Genomic DNA, 19,604 nt, shown 5'->3' with positions numbered 1-19,604 from the left:
ACGGGTCAGGCGCGGTCGGCGCCGACCGGCTCGCCGACGATGCGGGCGGCGAGGGCGTGGGCCCAGGCGTCGACGTCCGCGGTGAGCTCGCGCTCGGCGGCGGCGCGCTCGGTGGCGATCTTCTCGGCACCGGCCGCGAGGATGGCCTCCCGCTCGGCGTTGCCCTCGGCGCGGGCGGCGGCGATGGCGACCGAGCCCTCCTCGACGGCCTTGGAGCGGATACGGGCGGCCTCGTGACGCGCCTCGGCGAGCTCGGCCTCGTACTGCTCACGGATCTGGGTGGCCTCGGCGCGCAGGTCGTCGGCGCGCCCGGTGCCACCGTCGATGGCGTCCTCGCGCTCGTCGAGGGTGCGACGGATCTTCGGCAGGATGCCCTTCGCCATGATGAGGAAGGTGAGTCCGAACAGCACCAGGCCGAGGATGAGCTCGGCCCAGACGGGGTTGAGCGGACCGAGGTCCATCTTGAAGATCGTTGAGTTGCTCGCGAGGGTCATGCGCGCATTCTACCTGGATCAAAACGATCCAAATCAGACAGCGGGAAGAGAGTTGGCGCGCTTGTGCGGACCCGGCAAGATTCCCGGCACCCAAAGGCTACCGGAAGGTAACCACGGCTGATTGTATGTGCGGCGCCAGGTCAACCCCCCACACCCTCATGGGAGTTCACGTGCCGTTCGCCGCGCTCCGCCGTACCCCCGGCGCCGTCCTTTCGCTCGCGCTCGCCGCCGCCACCCTGGCCGCGACCGCGCCGGGCGCGACCGCCGCCTCCAGCACGGCCGCCGAGACCCCGCGGCTGAAGGTCCTCGCGTACAACACGTTCCTGTTCTCCAAGACGCTCTACCCGAACTGGGGCCAGGACCACCGGGCCCGGGCGATCCCCGCCGCCTCCTTCTTCCAGGGTCAGGACGTGGTCGTCCTCCAGGAGGCCTTCGACAACTCCTCCTCCGAGGCGCTCAAGGCGAACGCCGCCGCGCAGTACCCGCACCAGACCCCGGTCATGGGCCGCAGCAAGACGGGCTGGGACGCCACCGGCGGCGCCTACTCCGCGACCACGCCCGAGGACGGCGGCGTGACGATCCTCAGCAAGTGGCCGATCGTCCGCAAGGAGCAGTACGTCTACAAGGACGCCTGCGGCGCCGACTGGTACTCGAACAAGGGCTTCGTCTACAGCGTCCTGGACGTGAACGGCAGCCGGGTCCACGTCGTCGGCACCCACGCCCAGTCCACCGACCCGGGCTGCTCGGCGGGCGAGGCGGCGCAGATGCGCAGCCGCCAGTTCAAGGCGATGGACGCCTTCCTCGACGCCAAGAACATCCCGGCGAACGAGCAGGTGATCGTCGCCGGCGACATGAACGTCGACTCGCGCACGGCCGAGTACGCCACGATGCTCGCCGACGCGGGCCTGGCCGGGGCCGACGCCCGCACCGGCCACCCGTACTCCTTCGACACCGAGCTGAACTCGATCGCCTCCGAGCGCTACCCGGACGACCCGCGCGAGGACCTCGACTACGTCCTCTTCCGGGCCGGGAACGCCCGCCCCGCCGGCTGGACCAACCACGTGGTCCTGGAGCAGAGCGCTCCCTGGTCGGTCTCCAGCTGGGGCACGCGCTACACGTACACCAACCTCTCCGACCACTACCCCGTCACCGGTTTCTAGCCGGGCGGCGGCGGGCGCGGCTCAGTACCCGGACCTGCCGAAGAGGCTGTAGAGCCAGACACCGAACACCCCGGCGACACAGAGCAGCACGACGAAGGAGCCCAGGCTCGTGTGCCGCTCCTTACGGGGCCGGCCGGGTCGGGCGGCACGCGCCGCCCGGTCCGGCCTCTCCTGCTTCCTCCCGGCCACCTGCCGCCGCCCCGACGGTGCGGGGGCCGGCTCGGCGGCCGCGGCCACATCGGCGAGGAGGCTGCGGCAGACCGCCGCCAGCTCGGTCGTCCCCGCGGTCAGGTCGACGACCACCTCGGTCCTGGCCGGGGCGGTGGTCCCGCCGTCGAGGAGCCGCCCGGCGCGCAGCAGCGCCTGGTCCTTGCCCCCGGTGGGACCGAGACTGATCCAGCGGCCCACGTGCTCGCCGCGGATCACCACACCGCCGCCCCGCTCCCGGTAGACGGTGTGCTCCCGCCACAGGAGTCGGGCCAATTCCGTGGCCGTCTCCCTGAGTTGCGTGTACATCTGACTCCCCTGTTCCCCTGCCCCGCTCCGAACAGCGGCAGACTCTAGCTCCAGCCCTCCGCGGGCCCCACCACACCCCACCCCTGCGCCCCTTACGCGCCGAAGTCGTACACGGTGACCGGTATCCCCCGGTCCACCAGGCGCCCGACGACCAGGGGCTCGACCCGGTCCCAGCGCCCTCCCGCGAGCCCGCAGCCGATGCGCGGCATGTGCACGGAGGCCCCCAGTCCGGTCGCCCTGTCGGCGAGCAGCCCGAGCGCGGCGTCGATCGCCTCGTACCGCACGGGCACTCCGGAGCTCCGCCCGGTGCGCATGCCCCGCTGCCCCACCAGGTTGGCCACCCAGACGTACGGCTCGACCCGCACCAGCTGGACGGCCCCGAGGCCGAAGTCGTTGCGCGCCCGCTCCCGGTGCCAGCGGCGGTAGGCCGCCTCCGGCTCGGGCCAGCGGCGGGAGACCGCCACGACGAACCCCTTGCCCCAGCCGCCGAGGTCGTTGCAGACATGCGCGATGATCTTGACACCCTTGCCGCGCGGCGAGGTCGCGTCCCCCTGGACGTAGGTGATCCCGTTCATGTCGATCACGCTACGCGCCGCCACCGACAACACCGCCACTCTTTTACACGGCTGGTGAGACAGCAATACTGTTCAAGCGATCCGGACCGGCGGGTCGGTGGCAGGGAAGTGAGGCACCTCGGATGGGCGTCGGGAGTGGCGAGGGGGACGGGACCAGTCTCACCGTCGACGAGCTGGCCGCGCGGGCCGGGGTCACGGTGCGGACCGTGCGGTTCTACGGGACCCGGGGGCTGCTGCCGCCGCCCGTGATCGGCGCGCGGCGGGTCGGGCACTACGGACAGGACCACCTCTCCCGGCTGGCGCTGATCGAGGAGCTCCAGCGGCAGGGGATGACGCTCGCGGCGATCGAGCGGTACTTCGAGCAGCTGCCGGCCGACCTCAGCGCCCAGGACCTCGCGGTCCACCGCGCCCTGGTGGCCTCCTGGGCGCCCGAGTCCGCCGAGTCCATCACGCGGCGCGAGCTGGAGCGGCGGGCCGGGCGGGCGCTGACCGAGCGGGACGTGGACCGGCTGGCCGCCATGGGGGTGCTCGACCGGACCGCCGACGAGGACACGTACCGCCTCGACGGGGCGCTGCTGCGGCTCGGCGTCGAGCTGCTCGACGTGCCCATCGAGCACGAGACGATCCTCGCCTCCCGCACCGTTCTCCTGGAGCACGCGCGCGCTGCCGCCCAGGAGCTGTCCCGGCTCTTCCGGGACGAGGTGTGGAGCCCGTACCGGGAGAGCGGGGAGGACCCGGACCACCTGAGCGCGATGAAGTCGCTCTCGGCCCACATGCAGCCGATGGTGGTCCAGGCCCTCCTCACGGCCTTCCAGCGCTCGCTGAGCGAGGAGCTGAGGACGGCGTTCAGGAGCCGGTGAAGACCTCGCCCCGCTCGGCCTTCTCCACCAGGAGGGCCGGCGGAGTGAAGCGCTCGCCGTATGTCTGCGCCAGCTCACGCGCGCGTGCCGCGAATCCGGCGACACCACCCTCGTATCCGTTGACGTACTGCAGCACGCCGCCGGTCCAGGCCGGGAAGCCGATGCCCATGATGGAGCCGATGTTGGCGTCGGCGACCGAGGTCAGGACGCCTTCCTCCAGGAGCCGGACGGTGTCCAGGGCCTCGGCGAAGAGCATCCGCTCCTGCATGTCCCGGAACGGGATCTCGTACCCGGGCTTGGCGAAGTGCTCGCGCAGACCGGGCCAGAGCTTGCCGCGCCTGCCGTCCTCCCCGTACTCGTAGAAGCCCGCGCCGCCACTCCGTCCGGGGCGCCCGAACTCGTCGACCATGCGGTCGATGACGGCCTCGCCCGGGTGCGTGGTCCAGGTCCCGCCGGCCTCCTCGACGGCCCGCTTGCTCTCGTTGCGGATCTTGCGCGGGAGGGTGAGGGTCAGCTCGTCCATGAGGGAGAGGACCTTGGCGGGGTAGCCGGCCTGGGCGGCGGCCTGCTCGATCGAGGCGGGCTCGATGCCCTCGCCGAGCATGGCGACGCCCTCGTTGATGAAGTGGCCGATCACCCGGGAGGTGAAGAAGCCGCGCGAGTCGTTGACGACGATCGGCGTCTTGTTGATCTGCCGGACGAGGTCGAAGGCGCGGGCCAGGGCCGCGTCGCCGGTCCGCTCGCCCTTGATGATCTCGACGAGCGGCATCTTGTCGACGGGCGAGAAGAAGTGCAGGCCGATGAAGTCGCTCTGGCGCTCCACGCCCTCGGCGAGGACGGAGATCGGCAGGGTGGAGGTGTTGGAGCAGAGCAGCGCGTCGGGCGCGACGACGCCCTGGATCTCCTGGAACACCTTGTGCTTGAGCGCGGTGTCCTCGAAGACCGCCTCGATGACGGCGTCGCAGCCCGCCAGGTCCGCCGCCTCGGAGGTCGGGGTGATCCGGGCGAGGAGCGCGTCGGCCTTGGCCTGGGTGGTGCGGCCGCGGGAGACGGCCTTGGCGCAGAGCGCCTCGGAGTACGCCTTGCCCTTGGCGGCGGACTCGGCGGAGACGTCCTTGAGGACGACGTCGATGCCGGCGCGGGCGCAGGAGTACGCGATGCCGGCGCCCATCATTCCGGCACCGAGGACGGCGACCCTGCGGACCGGCCGGGCCTCGACGCCCTGGGGGCGGCTGGCGCCGGAGTTGACGGCCTGGAGGTCGAAGAAGAACGCCTGGATCATGTTCTTCGCGGTCTGGCCGATGACCAGCTCGGTGAAGTAGCGGGACTCGATGGTCAGGGCGGTCTCGAAGTCGACCTGGGAGCCCTCGACGGCGGCGGCCATGATGGCGCGGGGCGCCGGGTAGGGCGCGCCGTTCAGCTGCTTGCGCAGGTTGGCCGGGAAGGCGGGCAGGTTGGCGGCGAACTTGGGGTTCGACGGCGTGCCGCCGGGGATCTTGTACCCGGGGACGTCCCAGGGCTGGCGGGACTCGGGGTGCGCGTCGATGAAGGCGATGGCCTTGGCCATCATCTCCTCGGGGGTGGCGGCCACCTCGTGGACGAGGCCGCTGTCCAGGGCGCGCTTCGGCGCGTACTGGGTGCCCTGGAGCAGCACCTTGAGCAGGGCGTCGGTGATGCCCATGAGGCGTACGGTACGGGCGATACCGCCGCCGCCGGGGAGCAGGCCGAGGGTGACCTCGGGCAGGCCGATCTTGGAGCCGGGGGCGTCGAGCGCGACCCGGTGGTGGGAGGAGAGGGCGATCTCGTAGCCGCCGCCGAGCGCGGCGCCGTTGATCGCGGCGACGACCGGCTTGCCGAGGGTCTCGATGCGGCGCAGCGCGTTCTTCATCTCCCGGCCGGCCTCGAAGATGTCCCGGGCGTGCTCGGGGCCCGCCTGGATCATGTCCTTGAGGTCGCCGCCCGCGAAGAAGGTCTTCTTGGCGGAGGTGTAGATGATGCCGCGGATGGAGTCCTTCTCGGCCTCCACGCGGTCGGCGACGGCGCTGATGGAGGCCCGGAAGGCCTGGTTCATGGTGTTGGCGGACTGGTTGGGGTCGTCGAGGACGAGGGTGACGATCCCGGTCTCGTCCTGTTCCCAGCGGATGGTGGTGCTCTCGCTCATGGCTGCTGCTTCTCCGTAAGAGGGGTGCGGACGGGACGGTCAGACGCGCTCGACGACGGTGGCGATGCCCATGCCGCCGCCCACGCAGAGGGTGGCCAGGCCGTAGCGCTTGTCCTGCCGCTCCAGCTCGTCGACGAGGGTGCCGAGGATCATCGCGCCGGTGGCGCCGAGCGGGTGGCCGAGCGCGATGGCGCCGCCGTTGACGTTGACCTTGTCCAGGGTGATCCCCATGTCCTTGACGAAGCGCAGCACGACCGCGGCGAACGCCTCGTTGATCTCGATCAGGTCGATGTCGTCGATGGTGAGGCCGGCCTTGGCCAGCGCCTTGCGGGCCGCGGGGGCGGGGCCGGTGAGCATGATCGTCGGCTCGGAGCCGGAGACGGCGGCCGCCACGATCCGCGCGCGGGGGGTCAGGCCGTTGCGCTCGCCGACCTCCTTGGAGCCGATGGCGACGAGCGAGGCGCCGTCGACGATGCCGGAGGAGTTGCCCGCGTGGTGGACGTGGTCGATCTCCTCGACCCAGTGGTACTTCTGCAGCGCGACGGCGTCGAAGCCGCCGAGTTCGCCGATGTCGGCGAAGGAGGGCTTGAGGCGGGCGAGGGAGTCGGCGGTGGTGCCGGGGCGCAGGAACTCGTCGTGGTCGAGGACGGTGAGGCCCGCACGGTCCTTGACGGGCACGATCGAGCGGGCGAAGCGGCCGTCCTTGACGGCGGCGGCGGCGCGCTCCTGGGAGAGGGCGGCGTACTCGTCGACATCCCGGCGGCTGAAGCCCTCGATCGTGGCGATGAGGTCGGCGCCGATGCCCTGGGGGACGAAGTTGGTCTCCAGGTTGGTCATCGGGTCGGCGAACCAGGCGCCGCCGTCGGAGGCCATCGGGACGCGGGACATGGACTCGACTCCACCGGCGAGGACGAGGTCCTCCCAGCCGGAGCGGATCTTCATCGCGGCCATGTTGACCGCTTCGAGGCCGGAGGCGCAGAAGCGGTTCTCCTGGACGCCCGCGACGGTGTCGGGAAGCCCGGCGGCGATGGCCGCGATGCGGGCGATGTCGGAGCCCTGGTCGCCGACCGGGCCGACGACGCCGAGGACGATGTCGTCGATGGCCGCCGGGTCGAGGCCGGGGTTGCGGGCCTGGATCTCCCTGATGAGGCCGACGACCAGGTCGATCGGCTTGGTGCCGTGCAGGGAGCCGTTGGCCTTGCCGCGTCCGCGCGGGGTGCGGATCGCGTCGTACACGTACGCTTCGGTGCTCACGGAAAGCCTTTCGCGATGAGGGTGGTGTTCGTGGGGCGGCGGGAGGTCAGCCGAGGAGGGATCGGCCGATGATCTCCTTCATGATCTCGGTGGTACCGCCGTAGATGGTCTGGATCCGGCCGTCGGTGTAGGCGCGCGCGACCGGGAATTCGCTCATGTAGCCGTATCCGCCGTGCAGTTGCAGGCACCGGTCGGCGACCCGCTTCTGGAGTTCGGTCGCCCACCACTTGGCCATGGAGGCGTGGACGGCGTCGAGCCCTCCGTCGTCGTGCTCGCTGACGCACCGGTCGACGAAGGTCCGGGTGACGGCGCACTCGGTGGCCATCTCGGCGATCTCGAAGCGGATGTGCTGGAGCCGCGCGAGCGGGCGGCCGAAGGCCTCGCGCTCCTTGACGTACCGGGTGGTGATCTCCAGGAGGTGCTCGGCGCCCGCGATGCCGGCGACGGCGATGGCGAGGCGTTCCTGGGCGAGGTTGGTCATGAGGTGGACGAAGGCGCCGTTGAGCTCGCCGAGGAGGTTCTCCTTGGGGACGCGGACGTCCTTGAAGAACAGCTCGGCGGTGTCCTGGGACTTCTGGCCGATCTTGTCCAGGTTCCGGCCGCGCTCGAATCCCTCCGCGCCGCGCTCGACGACGAGCAGGGAGAGGCCGTGCGCGCCGCCCTCGGGGGTGGTGCGGGCGACGACGACCACGAGGTCGGCGAGGATGCCGTTGGAGATGAAGGTCTTGGAGCCATTGAGGATCCAGTGGTCGCCGTGGTCCTCGGCCGTCGTACGGATGCCCTGGAGGTCGGAGCCCGCCCCGGGTTCGGTCATGGCGATGGCGGTGACGGTCTCGCCCGAGCAGAAGCCGGGCAGCCAGCGCCGCTTCTGCTCCTCGGTGCCGAGCGAGGTGAGGTAGGGGCCGATGATGTCGTTGTGCAGGCCGATGGCGAGCCCGGGGGCGCCGGCCCGGGTGAACTCCTCGGCGAGGACGGCGCTGTAACGGAAGTCGGCGTTGCCGCCGCCCCCGTACTCCTCGTCGACGGCGAGGCCGAGCAGCCCCTGGCGTCCCGCGGCGAGCCAGACCTCACGGGAGACGATGCCGTCCTTCTCCCACTGCTCGTAGTGGGGCAGCACCTCCTTCTCCAGGAAGGTGCGGACCGTGGACCGGAAGGCCTCGTGGTCGGCGGTGTAGAGCTGACGCTTCATACTTCGGTCTCCTGGGTCTTCTGCCGGCTCTCCAGAGCGGGTACCGCCCAGTCGCGGGCGACGGCGGCGGTGTGGGCGCCGGGCCGGGCGGGGCCCGTCCGCAGGGTGCCGGGGGTGGCGGAGAAACGGGGTGCGGGGGCGGGCTGGGCGATCCCGTCCCGCTCGGTGAAGGTGCCGCGGGCGGCGAGGTGCGGGTGGGACGGGGCCTCGCTCAGGGAGAGGACGGGCGCGACGCAGGCGTCGCTGCCGTCGAAGACGGCGGTCCACTCCTCGCGGGTACGGCTCCGGAAACGGTCCGCGACGGCCTTGCGCAGTTCCGGCCAGCGCGCAAGGTCACGGCGGGCGGGGGCGGCCTCCTCGACGCCGAGGAGGCGGACGAACTCCGCGTAGAACTGCTCCTCGAGCGCCCCGACCGCCATGTGGCCGCCGTCGGAGGTCTCGTAGACCCCGTAGAACGGGCAGCCGCCGTCGAGGAGGTTGACGCCCCGCCGGTCCTGCCAGCCGCCGGCCGCGAGCATGCCGTGGATCATGGTGGTGAGGTGCGCGGTGCCGTCGACGATGGCGGCGTCCACGACCTGGCCCTCGCCGTGCGCGCGGGCGTGCTGGAGGGCGGCGAGGGCGCCGATGACGAGGTAGAGGGAGCCGCCCGCGTAGTCGCCGACGAGATTGGCGGGGACGGTGGGCGGGCCGTCCGGATCCGGGCCGATCATGCCGAGGGCGCCGGTGATCGCGATGTAGCCGATGTCGTGTCCCGCGGTCGCGGCGAGCGGACCGTCCTGGCCCCAGCCGGTCATCCGTCCGTAGACGAGGCGCGGGTTGCGGGCGAGGCAGGCGCCGGGTCCGACGCCGAGGCGCTCGGCGACGCCGGGCCGGTAGCCCTCGATCAGGATGTCGGCACGCTCGACCAGGTCGAGGACGGTGGCCGGGCCGCCGTCGGCCTTGAGGTCGACGAGGACGGAGCGCTTGTTGCGGTTGGTGAGGTCGCGGGCCGGGTCGATGCCGAGGCCGGGACCGCCCGGGCGGTCGACGCGGACGACGTCGGCGCCGAGATCGGCGAGGAGCATCGCGGCGAACGGGCCGGGGCCGATGCCGGCGAGTTCCACCACGCGTACCCCGGTGAGCGGGCCGTTCCCGGCGGTGTGCGTCGTGGTCATCGAGCCCCCAGGCGTGTGTGACACCAATGATGTAACACCGGAGATGCTAGGAACGTGTTCCACTCGGCACAAGCCCCCCGGCCGAGCAAGCGCTTGGAAATTACGGCGGCCGGGGTGGGGCGGGGACCGGGCCGGGACCCGCTATCCTCCGCCGACGACGACAACCGCGCGCGGCGGCGCGGTACGGCCGAAACGAGGGGCTGGATGGACACAGGGGCGGGCATGGGGCGCGGCGGCGACAGCGGCGCGGGTACGGGACCCGGGGCGGGAGGCGGGGTCGGGCCCGAGGCTGCGAGTGGGGCCGAGGCCGTGACCGAGGCCCGTCGCGACCCGAGCGGCAGGCCGTACGACCTGGTCCTGTTCGGGGCGACCGGCTTCGTGGGGGAACTCACCGCCGCGTACCTGGCCCAGCACGCCCCCGCCGGGTGCCGCTGGGCGCTCGCCGGCCGCAACGCGGCCGGGCTCGGCTCCCTGCGCGAACGCCTCGCCGCCCGCTGGCCGCACTGCGCCACGCTCCCGCTCGTCGTCGCCGACGCCGCCGACCCCGGCTCGCTGCGCGAACTCGCCGAGTCCACCCGGGTCGTGGCCACCACCGTCGGCCCGTACGTCTGGTACGGCGACGGGCTCGTCGCCGCCTGCGCCGAGGCGGGCACGGACTGTGTCGACCTCACCGGTGAGGCGGAGTTCGTCGACCTGACGTACGTCCGGCACGACGCCCGCGCCCGGGAGACCGGTGCCCGTATCGTGCACGCCTGCGGCTTCGACTCCGTCCCGCACGACCTGGGCGTGTACTTCACCGTGCGGCAGCTCCCGGAGGGCGTACCGCTCACCGTGGACGGCTTCGTGCGGGCCGGTGCGACCTTCTCCGGCGGCACCTTCGCCTCCGCCCTGACCGCGCTCGGCCGGGGCCGGGAGATCCTCCGGGCCGCGCACGAACGGCGCCTGCACGAACCGCGGTTGGTGGGCCGACGCGCCCGCGCACCGCTGGGCGTGCCGAGGTTCAGCCGGGAGACCGGGACCTGGGCGCTGCCGCTGCCGACGCTCGACCCGCAGGTGGTGGCCCGCTCGGCCGCGGCCCTCGAACGGTACGGACCTGACTTCCGCTACCGGCACTACGCCTCCGTGAAGACGCTCCCGATGGCGGTCGGGGGCGCGGCGGCCGTCGGCGCCAGCGTGGCGGCGGCCCAAGTCCCGCCCGTACGGGGGTGGCTGATGGAGCGTTACCGGGCCGGCCAGGGGCCCTCCGCCGAGCGGCGCGCCCGCAGCTGGTTCTCGGTGCGCTTCGTCGGCGAGGGCGGCGGACGCCGGGTCTTCACCGAGGTCTCGGGCGGTGACCCGGGGTACGACGAGACGGCCAAGATGCTTGCCGAGTCGGCCCTCTGCCTCGCGTTCGACCCGCTGCCGAAGACGGCAGGGCAGGTGACGACGGCGGTGGCGATGGGCGACGCGCTCACGACCCGGCTGACGGCGGCGGGCATCCGCTTCAGGGTGGCGCACCGCGGCTGACCGGGGCTGAGCGGGGCTCGGCGAGCGGGGCGGTCGGGCGGCGACGTGACGGATATGGCGGTGTGACGGATGTGACGGATCAGGGCCGTACGAGACGGAACGGGTGCCCGGCCGGGTCCGCGTAGACGCGCCAGGCCGGGTCGCCTCCCCCGTCGTCGACCCCTCCGCTGCCCAGCGGTACGGCCCCGAGCGCCAGGACGGACTCGTGGGCGACGTCCAGGTCGTCGACCCGCACGTCGAGATGGAACTGCTGCTCGGGCGCGCCCCAGACGGGCGGACGGTGGTCGGCCACGCCCTGGAAGGCGAGGGCCTGGCCGCCGTCCCCGCGCAGCACGGCGGAACCCTCGCCGACGGCCCACCGGGGGTCGGGGCTCTCCACCTCTCCGCCGATCAACTGCCGGTAGAACTGGGCGAGTCGCTCGGCGTCCGGGCAGTCGAGGACGAGGCAGCGCAGCCGCCCGATCACGACAGGGTCCAGACGAGGAGGACGTAGGACATGGCGCAGACCCAGCCCAGGGCGAGCAGCCCGGCCCCGGCGAGGACCAGGTTCAGGCCACGCCCGTGGGAACGTGCCGGAGCGGAGAGGGGTGTTGTCATGGGCCCCACCTTTCCAAGCGGGAGCACGGCCCGGTATCCGTACAGATACTCAGCTTGCCCCCGCCGTCCGGGCGCCGCCCTCGCCCCGCCCGGGACGCTCACTCCTCCCCTAGGGGGTGTCTTGTCGATCAGGCCGGGCTCGCGGGGTCTGGCCCGACCTACAAGACACCCCCTAGCGCCCTGTTCAGCGCGCGGCGGCACAGGGAGTCGGCGTGGCGGGTGGTTTCGGGGAGGCGGTAGCGCGGGGTGAGGTGGAGGGTGTGGGCGCAGGCGTTGGCGAGGGAGACCCGGTGGCCGACGGAGACGAACACCGGCTTCACCCCGTCGCGGGTGCGCAGCGCCCGACCGACCTCCTCGCCGCCGGCCAGGAGCGGGGCGAAGTCGCCGCGCGCGGAGCCGGGTTGCTCGTACGTGAAGGTGAAGGGGTTCTTCGCGACGCCGATGGAGGGCCGGCCGGTGAGCACCCCGAGGTGGCTGGCGAGGCCGAAGCGGCGGGGGTGGGCGAGGCCGTAGCCGTCGCAGACGAGAAGGCCGGGGTCGACGGTCAGGCGGTCGAGCGCGGCGAGGACCGTCGGGATCTCACGGAAGGCGAGGAGCCCGGGCACGTAGGGGAAGGAGACCCTGCCGACCGCCGTGGCCTCCTGCACCACCCGCAGGGTCCGCGCGTCGAGGACGACGGCCGCCGCCGCGACGAGATCGCGCTCGTCGTCGTAGGCCACGTCGAGCCCCGTGACGTGTCCCTCGCCGGCCTCGGGCCCCTCCTCGTCGCGTACGAGGCGCCCGCGCAGCTCCTGCTGGACGGCCCGGGCGGCGGTCTCGTCGACGGGCCAGCCCGCCGGAATCTCGATGATCGTCATGATGCGGGCCACCCTACGGTCGCCCGTGGAGGGGCTCCCAGCCCCGGGTCGCGGAAATCGGGGACCGCGCGGGGAGTGCGGCGGTCCCAGGGGTCGGGACGCCCCCGGCCCGGGGCGGGGGCACCGGGTAGCCTGGCGATCATGTTCGTACTGGAATTGACCTACACCGCGCCCGTCGAGCGGGCCGACGCCCTGCTCGCCGCCCATGTCGAGTGGCTCGACGCGCAGTACGCCGCCGGTGTGTTCATCGCCTCGGGTCGCAAGAACCCGCGCGACGGCGGGGTGATCCTGGCCGCCGGGGTCGACCGCGCGGAGATCGAGAGGATCGCGGCGGCCGACCCGTTCAGCGTCGAGGGCGTGTGCGCGTACCGGATCACGGAGTTCTACGCGACCAAGACGGCCGAGGAACTCGCCCCGTACCGGGAGCAGTTGCCTTCCTAGTCCGTGACCCGGACGGCTCTACCGTCGCGGCGCCACGGCGATCCGGCCCTTCTCTCCCGAGGCCCAGCAGGAGCCGTCGGGTGTGCAGTCCACGGTGTCGTACGAGCCGGTGTCGACCGTGCGCCAGGTGTTGCCGCCGTCGGTGGTGAGGTCCGTGCCGGTCGGCCCGACGGCGAGTGCCGCGCTCCTGCTGTGCGGGAGCCAGGCGACGCCCGAGCGGTACGCGGGCGGGGGCGTGGCCGAGGCGCGCCAGGTGCGGCCCCCGTCGCCGGTGACCGCCGCGGCCTGCGGGGACGGTTGGTCCTTGCGGTAGTCGCCGCCGACGGCGATGCCGTGCGCCCGGTCACGGAAGGCGAGCCCGAAGACTCCGCGCGCCAGGTCGCCTGCGGGGACGGGCGTGACGGTGGCGGTCCAGGTCAGCCCGCGGTCGCCGGAGTGGAGCACGCGCGCGGTGGCCCCGCCGCCCGTCGCCAGCCACACGTCACGGGGACCGGCCGAGACCAGGCACTGGCCGCTCGCCGCGAAGCCCGCCTCCCCGGGGAGGGCGTCCGGCATCCCGGCGCTCGGCAGCACCTGCCAGGAACGGCCGCCGTCGCGGGTGGAGAGGATGCGGTACTTCCCGTCGACGGGGTCGCTCATGGCGAGTCCGTGACGGCGGTCGAAGAACGTCATGCAGTCGTAGAAGGCGCGCGGGTCGGTGTTGCGGAAGGACTCGGTCCAGGTGGCTCCGCCGTCCTCGGTCCGCAGCACGCGCGAGGCCTCGCCCTCTCCGATGGCGAGGACGACGGCCCGGCGGGCGTCGAAGGCCTCCACGTCACGGAACTCCAGCTCGGCCGCGCCGGGCGGCGAGACGTTGCGCCAGCTCCGGCCGCCGTCGGTGGTGCGCAGCACCGTGCCCCTGGAGCCGGCGGCCCAGGCGGTGCGGCGGTCGACCGCGGCGAGGCCCCGGAAGCGGGCGTCGGTACCGGTCGGGGTCAACTGCCAGCCGACTCCGGTCGCTTCGGCTTCTGGTTCGCGAAGGTTCGTGGTCGCCGTCGTGTCGGTCCCTCCGTCGTGACGGCTCGCGGTCGCCGCCGTGTCCTTCGGTGTCGCCCGCCGGTCGTGCGCGGCCGTGGGGGTCTCCCCGGCCCGCGCCGGAGCGGCCAGGGTCAGCGCCAACGCCGCCCCGACCAGCCCCACCGACATCATTCGTCTCGTCTTCCCCATGGACGTCATGGCGCCGGAAGCTAGTCCCCCGGGCGGCTCCCCGTCCAGGGTGCGTCCCCCTCGGCACCAGCCGTACCGCGCCCGCTCCGGGCCGTGCGCCGAGGACGACGACGACGTCCCCGAACGACGCTGACCTGCGCCGAGCCCGCCGGGACACACCGTCCCTCGGATTCGGTGACGTAGCTCACGTGGGTCCCGAGTGCACGTTCCGGCCGTCTCGCTCGTCTTGCGAGGTGTCAGGGGCCCTGGTGTCGGGGAGACGCACAGGATCCGAAACCCGCGTGAGAGGAGCCGGTCTTGTCCGCCGTCATCGAGCAAGCCGTCCAGGCCCGTCTGGTCGCATCCGCTCCTCGGATGGAGACCGTCCCCGCCACCCTGAGGTATGACCGTGAGGATCCGTACGCCGTGAGCATGGCCTTCCCTCCACCCGCGACCCTGGAAGGCGTCGAGGTCTCCTGGGCGTTCGCGCGTGAGCTGCTCGTCCAGGGCGTCGAGCGCCCGGCCGGGGTCGGGGACGTCCGTCTGCGTCCGTACGGGTACGACCGCACGGTGGTCGAGTTCCACGCCCCCGAGGGGGTGGCCATGGTCCACGTCCGCACCTCCGAGCTGCGCCGTTTCCTGGAGCGCTCGCAGCACCTGGTGCCCGAGGGACGCGAGCACCAGTACCTGGACTGGGACCAGAACCTGGCGAAGCTGCTGCGCGACCGTCCGTGACCCGTGCCCCGGCGGGGCACCCGGCGAGGCGGGTCGCCCGGTAAATCGTTTGCCGCTCCGCGGGCCCCGTCGTACCGTCGTCACCGACCTTGTCGTCACCTGATCGGAGAAGGACGTTGCTCGTCTGAGGTTGCGAGACACCGAGCCGCGCGTGCCCCTGAGCCGCGTGTGCCGTTCTCGACCTCGGCGTACGAGCCGTTCTCTCGACTGCCCGCGCCCCGGTGTCTCACGCGTTGCTCCATTTCACGCTCGCGCGACCGGGAGGCCCCTATGGCGCATCACCCCACCTTCATCACCTGCACTTCCCTTTCCTTCTCATGGCCGGACGGCACCGAGGTCCTCGACGACTTCCGGCTCACTGTCGGCCCCGGCCGCACCGGTCTCGTCGGGCTCAACGGGTCCGGCAAGTCCACGCTCCTCAAGCTGATCGCGGGCGAACTCACCCCGGCCTCCGGCACCGTCCGGGTCACGGGCGAACTCGGCTACCTCCCGCAGAATCTGGTCCTGGACACCTCGCGGCGGGTGGACGAGATCCTCGGGATCGCCGGGAAGCGCGCCGCGCTGCACGCCATCGAGGCGGGAGACCCGGCGGAGGAGCACTTCACCGCCCTCGCCGACGACTGGGACGTGGAGGAGCGGGCCCGCGCCACCCTCGACCAGCTCGGTCTCGGCGGCGTCGGTCTCGACCGGACCGTCGGCGAGGTCTCGGGCGGCGAGTCCGTGCTGCTGCGGCTCGCGGCACTGCTGCTCGCCCGGCCCGACGTCCTGCTGCTCGACGAGCCGACCAACAACCTGGACCGGCAGGCCCGCGCCCGTCTGTACGAGGCGGTGGAGAACTGGTCCGGCGTCCTGGTCGTGGTCAGCCACGACCGTGAACTCCTGGAGCGTGTCGACCAGATCGCCGATCTGCGGGACGGCTCCGTCACCTGGTACGGCGGCGCCTGGTCGGACTACGAGGAGGCGCTCGCGGCCGAACAGGAGGCGGCGGAGCGGATGGTGCGGGTCGCCGAAGCTGACGTCCAGCGGCAGAAACGCGAACTCGGCGACGCTCAGGCGAAGTTGGCGCGCCGGAAGCGGTACGCGCAGAAGAGCTTCGAGAACAAGGTCGTCCCGAAGATCGTGGCGAACGGGCTCAGGAGCAACGCTCAGGTCGCCGCGGGAAAGCACCGCGCGCTGCACGCGGAGCGCCTCTCGGAGGCCAGGGAGCGGCTCGACGCGGCCGTGGAGGCGGTGCGGGACGACGACGAGATCCGCGTCGAACTGCCGCGCACCTCGGTGCCACCGGGCCGCGAGGTGCTGTTCCTGCGGGATCTGGAGCTGCGGTACGGGGCCCGGGTCGCCGGCGGGTTCGAGCTGCGCGGCCCGGAGCGGATCGCGCTGGTCGGCCGGAACGGCGCCGGGAAGACGACGCTGCTGCGGACGATCGCCGGGGAGCTGCCGCCGCTGTCGGGCGAGGTGGAGACACGGGTGCCGCTGCGCTTCCTGCCGCAGCGGCTCGACGTCCTCGACGACGAGCTGAGCGTGGTGGCGAACGTGGCCGGGTTCGCGCCCACCGCGACGGCGAACGCGATCAGGGCGCGACTGGCACGGTTCCTGTTCCGGGGGGCGCGGGCCGATCAGCCCGCGGGCACCCTGTCGGGCGGGGAGCGGTTCCGGGCGACGCTGGCGGCGCTGCTCCTCGCGGAGCCGGCTCCGCAACTGCTGATGCTGGACGAGCCGACGAACAACCTGGACATGGCGTCGGTACGGAAGCTGACGGCGGCCCTCGACGCGTACGAGGGGGCGCTGATCGTGGCGAGCCACGACGTGACGTTCCTGGAGTCGCTGGGGATCACCCGCTGGCTGCTGCTCGACGGTGAGCTGCGGCCGACGACCGTGGAGGAGGTGCGCGGGACGACGGCGAGCTCGCGCTAGCGCGCCGTCGGGCACCACCGGGGCCTCACCGACACCACCGGGACCTCCCCGACACCACCGGGGCTTTCCTAGCGATGCAGTAACGCCCAGGATTTGGTGCCCCCGCCCGGGGTGAGGACGGGGGCGAGTCCCCAGTCCCCGCCGTGCCCGTCGACCGCCGCGGCCAGCAGCCACATGCTGCGGCTGCGGCGGTCGCGGCACTCCTCGGCCGCGGCGGGTGAGGTGTGGGCCGGATGCTGGTCGTAGAGCACGATCCGCAGCGCCTCGTACTGCCAGCGGACGCGCAGGATCATCTCCCGGTCGGGGGTGAACCGGTAGGCGGCGGAGACCAGCTCGGAGGCGGCGAGGGTGGCGGTCTCGCAGAGCTCGGAGAGCCCGTGCCGAGTGAGGAGCGACTCGACCGCCTGACGGGCGAGTCCGGCACAGTAGGCGCCTCCGGGCAGGAGCATCGAGTAGCTGAGGTTCTCCGTGGCAGGGGGTATGGGCCCGGCCGCGACAGCGGACGGGAGGCAACGCAGGGCGCCCTTCATCGGGTTGCTCACATTTCCTGTGCAGGGGGGTAGCTCCACACGACCGGTAGCGCCGTGTGAGACTTGCGCTACCGAACGTAGCGCACGAGTGGAGCACAGTGCTACTACTTGCGGGTACTCGTGCCATTCCGGCCATATCGACGTCCCGGACTGAAGGAGAGACGACGCGTGCCACCCAGGAGCAGCCCGACCGCGCGCCAGCAGCGGCTGGGGAGCGAACTGCGCAAACTGCGCGAACAGTCGGGGATGTCGGCCCAGCAGGCCGCCGCCCTCCTGGGCGTCGACCGCACCCGCATCCCCAACATCGAGTCGGGCCGCTTCGGGATCAGCGCCGAACGCGTCCGCACCCTGGCCTTCAACTACGGCTGCCCGGACACCGGCCTCGTCGACCTGCTGGCCGGCATGGCCCACGAGCGGGACCGCGGCTGGTGGGAGGAGCACCGCGGGCTCCTGCCGCCCGCACTCATCGACATCGCCGAACTCGAGTACCACGCGTCCGAGTTGCACACGGCCGTCACCACCCACATCCCCGGACTCCTGCAGACCGAGGAACACGCGCGGGCCGTCTTCGACACCGCCGTCCCCCCACTGCCCGGCCCCGACCTGGAGGCCCGGCTCGCCCTGCGCCTGCGCCGCCAGGAAGTCCTGGAGCGCGACCGGCCCGTCGGATACGAGGCCGTGATCCACGAGGCGGCGCTCCGCATGCAGTTCGGCGGCCCGAAGGTCGCACGGGCGCAGCTGGAACACATCTTGGCCCGCTCCGAACGCGACACCGTGTCCGTGCGGGTCATACCCTTCGCCGCCGGGGGTTTCCCCGGGGCGGGCCAGTCGTTCACCTATGTGACCGCGCCCGTGGCGCAGCTCGACACCGTGCAGCTCGACTCCTCCCACGGCTCCCTGCTCCTCGACGCCGACATGCAACTGCGCCGCTACCGGGGGCTGCTGGACCGACTGCGCGGGCTGGCCCTGCCCGTGGACGCGTCACGCGCCTTCGTCCGCACCATCGCCGAGGATCTGTGAGGGACCCCCACATGAACGTCACGACCGGCACCGGCACCGCCGTCGCCCCGTCCGCCCCCACCGTCGAGATCGACTGGAGCGAGGCCTTCTGCAGCGAGGGCGCCAACTGCTTCCGGTTCGGCGTCGACGACGCCGGGCAGGCCTACATCGGCTCGACGCTCGCCCCAGGGGTGTACGTCAGCGACTCGGTGGAGGCGCTCCGCGCCCTGATCTCCGCGGTGAAGGCCGGCGAGGCCGACCATCTGCTCTGAGTAGTCGCCCGGGCGAACCGGTCCGAGCGGGCGGGACGTGACCTGCATCTCCGGCCCCCCACCGAGCAGCACACATAACGGAACGTAACCGGACATCGCCGGGACGGGCTTGGCCGACGCCTTACGGAGCCTTAACCTACGGTCTCGTAACCTACGAATCCGTAGGTAATCCCGTATGCCCTTCTCTCCGTCCCCAGGAGTTCCCGTGACACTCACCTCTCCCCACCTCGGCAGCTCGGCGGAGTGGACCGACGCGCGCCTGCTCCACGCGCTCGAAGAGGTCGTGGAGCAGGAGCTCAACCGGCACCTCAAGGTCACCAAGGACTGGATGCCGCACGAGTACGTGCCATGGTCCGACGGCCGGAACTTCCCCGGCTTCTTCGAGGACGGCGAGGCCTGGGACCCGTCCCAGTCCAAGGTGACCGACATCGGCAAGATCGCCCTCGTCGTCAACCTGCTCACCGAGGACAACCTCCCGAGCTACCACCACGAGATCGCCAGCCTCTTCGGCCGCGACGGCGCCTGGGGCACCTGGGTGCACCGCTGGACCGCCGAGGAGGGCCGCCACGGCATCGTGATGCGCGACTACCTGCTCGCCTCCCGCGCCGTCGACCCGGACAAGCTGGAGCAGTTCCGGATGTCGCACATGAGCGAGGGCTTCGAGTCCGACAACCGGCACTCGATGCTGCACTCGGTGGCGTACGTCGCCTTCCAGGAGCTCGCGACCCGCATCTCGCACCGCAACACCGGCCACCAGTCCGGCGACCCGGTCTGCGACCGGATGCTCGCCCGCATCGCCACCGACGAGAACCTGCACATGGTCTTCTACCGCAACCTGCTGGGCGCGGCCTTCGAGCTCGCTCCCGACCTGACCATGCAGGCCGTGCGGGACGTCGTGGTCAACTTCCGGATGCCCGGCCACGGCATGCCCGGCTTCGAGCGGGCGGCGGCGCAGATGGCGATCGGCGAGATCTACAACATGCGCATCCACCACGACGACGTCCTCCAGCCCGTCCTGCGCTTCCTCAAGGTCCTCCAGATCGAGGGCCTCGGCCCGGACGGCCTGCGCGCCCAGGAGGAGCTCGGCCTGTACATGAACGGCCTGGACTCCGAGGCGAGCAAGTTCGACGAGAGGCTCGCGGCCCGCAAGGCCCGGATGGCCGCGCGCGCGGCCGGCTGAGCCCGACCGACCGGGGGCGGGCGGA

The 19,604-nt window shown here is 72.3% G+C and carries 21 protein-coding genes; 9 read left to right on the top strand and 12 right to left on the bottom strand.

Annotation, left to right across the window (positions count from 1 at the left end; all coding sequences use genetic code 11):
• Positions 1–5: 5 nt before the first annotated feature.
• On the bottom strand, positions 6–494 hold the full coding sequence (locus ACIA8N_RS11820; protein ID WP_365784432.1) for a hypothetical protein: 489 nt from the start codon (positions 492–494) through the stop codon (positions 6–8).
• A gap of 170 nt (positions 495–664) precedes the next feature.
• Here ACIA8N_RS11820 and sph point away from each other — a divergent pair, with 170 nt between their 5' ends.
• Entirely contained in the window at positions 665–1,654 is a 990-nt protein-coding gene (sph, locus tag ACIA8N_RS11815) for a sphingomyelin phosphodiesterase (protein WP_399416187.1), read from the top strand.
• 21 nt (positions 1,655–1,675) lie between these two features.
• On the opposite strand, the gene ACIA8N_RS11810 is transcribed toward sph, so the two are convergent.
• Both ACIA8N_RS11810 and ACIA8N_RS11805 read right to left on the bottom strand, forming a co-directional pair.
• Positions 1,676–2,170, bottom strand: a complete 495-nt coding sequence (locus tag ACIA8N_RS11810; protein WP_365784428.1) for a hypothetical protein — start codon at positions 2,168–2,170, stop codon at positions 1,676–1,678.
• 92 nt (positions 2,171–2,262) lie between these two features.
• Complete coding sequence (locus ACIA8N_RS11805; RefSeq protein ID WP_365784426.1) at positions 2,263–2,745, bottom strand: macro domain-containing protein; 483 nt, start codon at positions 2,743–2,745, stop codon at positions 2,263–2,265.
• 122 nt (positions 2,746–2,867) lie between these two features.
• On the opposite strand from ACIA8N_RS11805, the gene ACIA8N_RS11800 reads away from it, so the two are divergent.
• Entirely contained in the window at positions 2,868–3,605 is a 738-nt protein-coding gene (locus ACIA8N_RS11800) for a MerR family transcriptional regulator (RefSeq protein ID WP_359204736.1), read from the top strand.
• Here the strand turns inward: ACIA8N_RS11800 and ACIA8N_RS11795 are convergent.
• The 4 genes from ACIA8N_RS11795 to ACIA8N_RS11780 are packed head-to-tail and all read right to left on the bottom strand — an operon-like array spanning position 3,592 to position 9,363.
• A complete protein-coding gene (locus tag ACIA8N_RS11795) occupies positions 3,592–5,766 on the bottom strand; it encodes a 3-hydroxyacyl-CoA dehydrogenase NAD-binding domain-containing protein (protein WP_365784423.1) in 2,175 nt (724 codons plus the stop codon). The two genes, ACIA8N_RS11800 and ACIA8N_RS11795, sit on opposite strands and share 14 nt — an antisense overlap.
• Before the next feature lie 39 nt (positions 5,767–5,805).
• Positions 5,806–7,020, bottom strand: a complete 1,215-nt coding sequence (locus tag ACIA8N_RS11790; protein ID WP_365784421.1) for an acetyl-CoA C-acetyltransferase — start codon at positions 7,018–7,020, stop codon at positions 5,806–5,808.
• A gap of 46 nt (positions 7,021–7,066) precedes the next feature.
• A complete protein-coding gene (locus ACIA8N_RS11785; RefSeq protein WP_365784419.1) occupies positions 7,067–8,209 on the bottom strand; it encodes an acyl-CoA dehydrogenase family protein in 1,143 nt (380 codons plus the stop codon).
• Positions 8,206–9,363 (bottom strand): CaiB/BaiF CoA-transferase family protein, encoded by a 1,158-nt coding sequence (locus ACIA8N_RS11780; protein WP_365784417.1) that lies wholly within the window; start codon positions 9,361–9,363, stop codon positions 8,206–8,208. The genes ACIA8N_RS11785 and ACIA8N_RS11780 overlap by 4 nt, the downstream gene beginning before the upstream one ends.
• Positions 9,364–9,567: 204 nt before the next feature.
• Here ACIA8N_RS11780 and ACIA8N_RS11775 point away from each other — a divergent pair, with 204 nt between their 5' ends.
• On the top strand, positions 9,568–10,869 hold the full coding sequence (locus tag ACIA8N_RS11775) for a saccharopine dehydrogenase family protein (protein WP_399416185.1): 1,302 nt from the start codon (positions 9,568–9,570) through the stop codon (positions 10,867–10,869).
• 79 nt (positions 10,870–10,948) lie between these two features.
• On the opposite strand, the gene ACIA8N_RS11770 is transcribed toward ACIA8N_RS11775, so the two are convergent.
• The 3 genes from ACIA8N_RS11770 to ACIA8N_RS11760 form a co-directional block, all read right to left on the bottom strand.
• Positions 10,949–11,335, bottom strand: a complete 387-nt coding sequence (locus ACIA8N_RS11770; protein ID WP_365784413.1) for a VOC family protein — start codon at positions 11,333–11,335, stop codon at positions 10,949–10,951.
• A complete protein-coding gene (gene mmpA, locus ACIA8N_RS11765) occupies positions 11,332–11,466 on the bottom strand; it encodes a morphogenic membrane protein MmpA (protein ID WP_365784411.1) in 135 nt (44 codons plus the stop codon). Before mmpA ends, ACIA8N_RS11770 begins: the two co-directional genes overlap by 4 nt.
• A gap of 158 nt (positions 11,467–11,624) precedes the next feature.
• Entirely contained in the window at positions 11,625–12,323 is a 699-nt protein-coding gene (locus ACIA8N_RS11760) for an endonuclease V (RefSeq protein ID WP_365784409.1), read from the bottom strand.
• Positions 12,324–12,464: 141 nt separating this feature from the next.
• Here ACIA8N_RS11760 and ACIA8N_RS11755 point away from each other — a divergent pair, with 141 nt between their 5' ends.
• The gene (locus ACIA8N_RS11755; protein WP_365784407.1) at positions 12,465–12,764 is read left to right on the top strand and encodes a YciI family protein; all 300 of its coding nucleotides are present in this window, start codon (positions 12,465–12,467) and stop codon (positions 12,762–12,764) included.
• An 18-nt stretch (positions 12,765–12,782) separates the two neighbouring features.
• On the opposite strand, the gene ACIA8N_RS11750 is transcribed toward ACIA8N_RS11755, so the two are convergent.
• Positions 12,783–13,979 carry a WD40/YVTN/BNR-like repeat-containing protein gene (locus tag ACIA8N_RS11750; protein WP_399416181.1) on the bottom strand — a complete coding sequence of 399 codons (1,197 nt, stop codon included), beginning with the start codon at positions 13,977–13,979 and terminating at the stop codon, positions 12,783–12,785.
• A 288-nt stretch (positions 13,980–14,267) separates the two neighbouring features.
• On the opposite strand from ACIA8N_RS11750, the gene ACIA8N_RS11745 reads away from it, so the two are divergent.
• Positions 14,268–14,684 carry an SsgA family sporulation/cell division regulator gene (locus ACIA8N_RS11745; RefSeq protein WP_365784405.1) on the top strand — a complete coding sequence of 139 codons (417 nt, stop codon included), beginning with the start codon at positions 14,268–14,270 and terminating at the stop codon, positions 14,682–14,684.
• 270 nt (positions 14,685–14,954) lie between these two features.
• The gene (locus ACIA8N_RS11740) at positions 14,955–16,598 is read left to right on the top strand and encodes an ABC-F family ATP-binding cassette domain-containing protein (protein WP_365784403.1); all 1,644 of its coding nucleotides are present in this window, start codon (positions 14,955–14,957) and stop codon (positions 16,596–16,598) included.
• A gap of 68 nt (positions 16,599–16,666) precedes the next feature.
• Here ACIA8N_RS11740 and ACIA8N_RS11735 read toward each other — a convergent pair whose 3' ends face one another.
• Entirely contained in the window at positions 16,667–17,140 is a 474-nt protein-coding gene (locus ACIA8N_RS11735) for an ATP-binding protein (protein WP_365784401.1), read from the bottom strand.
• A gap of 156 nt (positions 17,141–17,296) precedes the next feature.
• Between ACIA8N_RS11735 and ACIA8N_RS11730 the strand changes: the two genes are divergently transcribed.
• The 3 genes from ACIA8N_RS11730 to ACIA8N_RS11720 all read left to right on the top strand — a co-directional run bounded on the left by ACIA8N_RS11730 (position 17,297) and on the right by ACIA8N_RS11720 (position 19,579).
• On the top strand, positions 17,297–18,148 hold the full coding sequence (locus ACIA8N_RS11730) for a helix-turn-helix transcriptional regulator (RefSeq protein WP_365784399.1): 852 nt from the start codon (positions 17,297–17,299) through the stop codon (positions 18,146–18,148).
• Positions 18,149–18,159: 11 nt separating this feature from the next.
• Entirely contained in the window at positions 18,160–18,399 is a 240-nt protein-coding gene (locus ACIA8N_RS11725) for a hypothetical protein (protein ID WP_365784397.1), read from the top strand.
• A 205-nt stretch (positions 18,400–18,604) separates the two neighbouring features.
• Positions 18,605–19,579, top strand: a complete 975-nt coding sequence (locus ACIA8N_RS11720) for an acyl-ACP desaturase (RefSeq protein WP_365784395.1) — start codon at positions 18,605–18,607, stop codon at positions 19,577–19,579.
• The last annotated feature ends 25 nt before the right edge of the window (positions 19,580–19,604 follow it).

It is taken from the genome of Streptomyces sp. NPDC051822 (genome assembly GCF_044452745.1).
Classification (GTDB): domain Bacteria; phylum Actinomycetota; class Actinomycetes; order Streptomycetales; family Streptomycetaceae; genus Streptomyces.
Note: the sequence above shows the minus strand (reverse complement) of the source record. Positions and strands in the feature narration are given on the sequence as shown.

Bases quoted from the DNA above. Each gene is read 5' to 3' on its own strand.
- ACIA8N_RS11820 (WP_365784432.1), bottom strand. From the start codon at position 494: ATGACCCTCGCGAGCAACTCAACGATCTTCAAGATGGACCTCGGTCCG.
- ACIA8N_RS11805 (WP_365784426.1), bottom strand. From the start codon at position 2,745: ATGAACGGGATCACCTACGTCCAGGGGGACGCGACCTCGCCGCGCGGC.
- ACIA8N_RS11740 (WP_365784403.1), top strand. From the start codon at position 14,955: ATGGCGCATCACCCCACCTTCATCACCTGCACTTCCCTTTCCTTCTCA.
- ACIA8N_RS11785 (WP_365784419.1), bottom strand. From the start codon at position 8,209: ATGAAGCGTCAGCTCTACACCGCCGACCACGAGGCCTTCCGGTCCACG.
- ACIA8N_RS11725 (WP_365784397.1), top strand. From the start codon at position 18,160: ATGAACGTCACGACCGGCACCGGCACCGCCGTCGCCCCGTCCGCCCCC.
- ACIA8N_RS11750 (WP_399416181.1), bottom strand. From the start codon at position 13,979: ATGACGTCCATGGGGAAGACGAGACGAATGATGTCGGTGGGGCTGGTC.
- ACIA8N_RS11780 (WP_365784417.1), bottom strand. From the start codon at position 9,363: ATGACCACGACGCACACCGCCGGGAACGGCCCGCTCACCGGGGTACGC.
- mmpA (WP_365784411.1), bottom strand. From the start codon at position 11,466: ATGACAACACCCCTCTCCGCTCCGGCACGTTCCCACGGGCGTGGCCTG.
- ACIA8N_RS11755 (WP_365784407.1), top strand. From the start codon at position 12,465: ATGTTCGTACTGGAATTGACCTACACCGCGCCCGTCGAGCGGGCCGAC.
- ACIA8N_RS11760 (WP_365784409.1), bottom strand. From the start codon at position 12,323: ATGACGATCATCGAGATTCCGGCGGGCTGGCCCGTCGACGAGACCGCC.
- ACIA8N_RS11810 (WP_365784428.1), bottom strand. From the start codon at position 2,170: ATGTACACGCAACTCAGGGAGACGGCCACGGAATTGGCCCGACTCCTG.
- ACIA8N_RS11775 (WP_399416185.1), top strand. From the start codon at position 9,568: ATGGACACAGGGGCGGGCATGGGGCGCGGCGGCGACAGCGGCGCGGGT.
- ACIA8N_RS11800 (WP_359204736.1), top strand. From the start codon at position 2,868: ATGGGCGTCGGGAGTGGCGAGGGGGACGGGACCAGTCTCACCGTCGAC.
- ACIA8N_RS11795 (WP_365784423.1), bottom strand. From the start codon at position 5,766: ATGAGCGAGAGCACCACCATCCGCTGGGAACAGGACGAGACCGGGATC.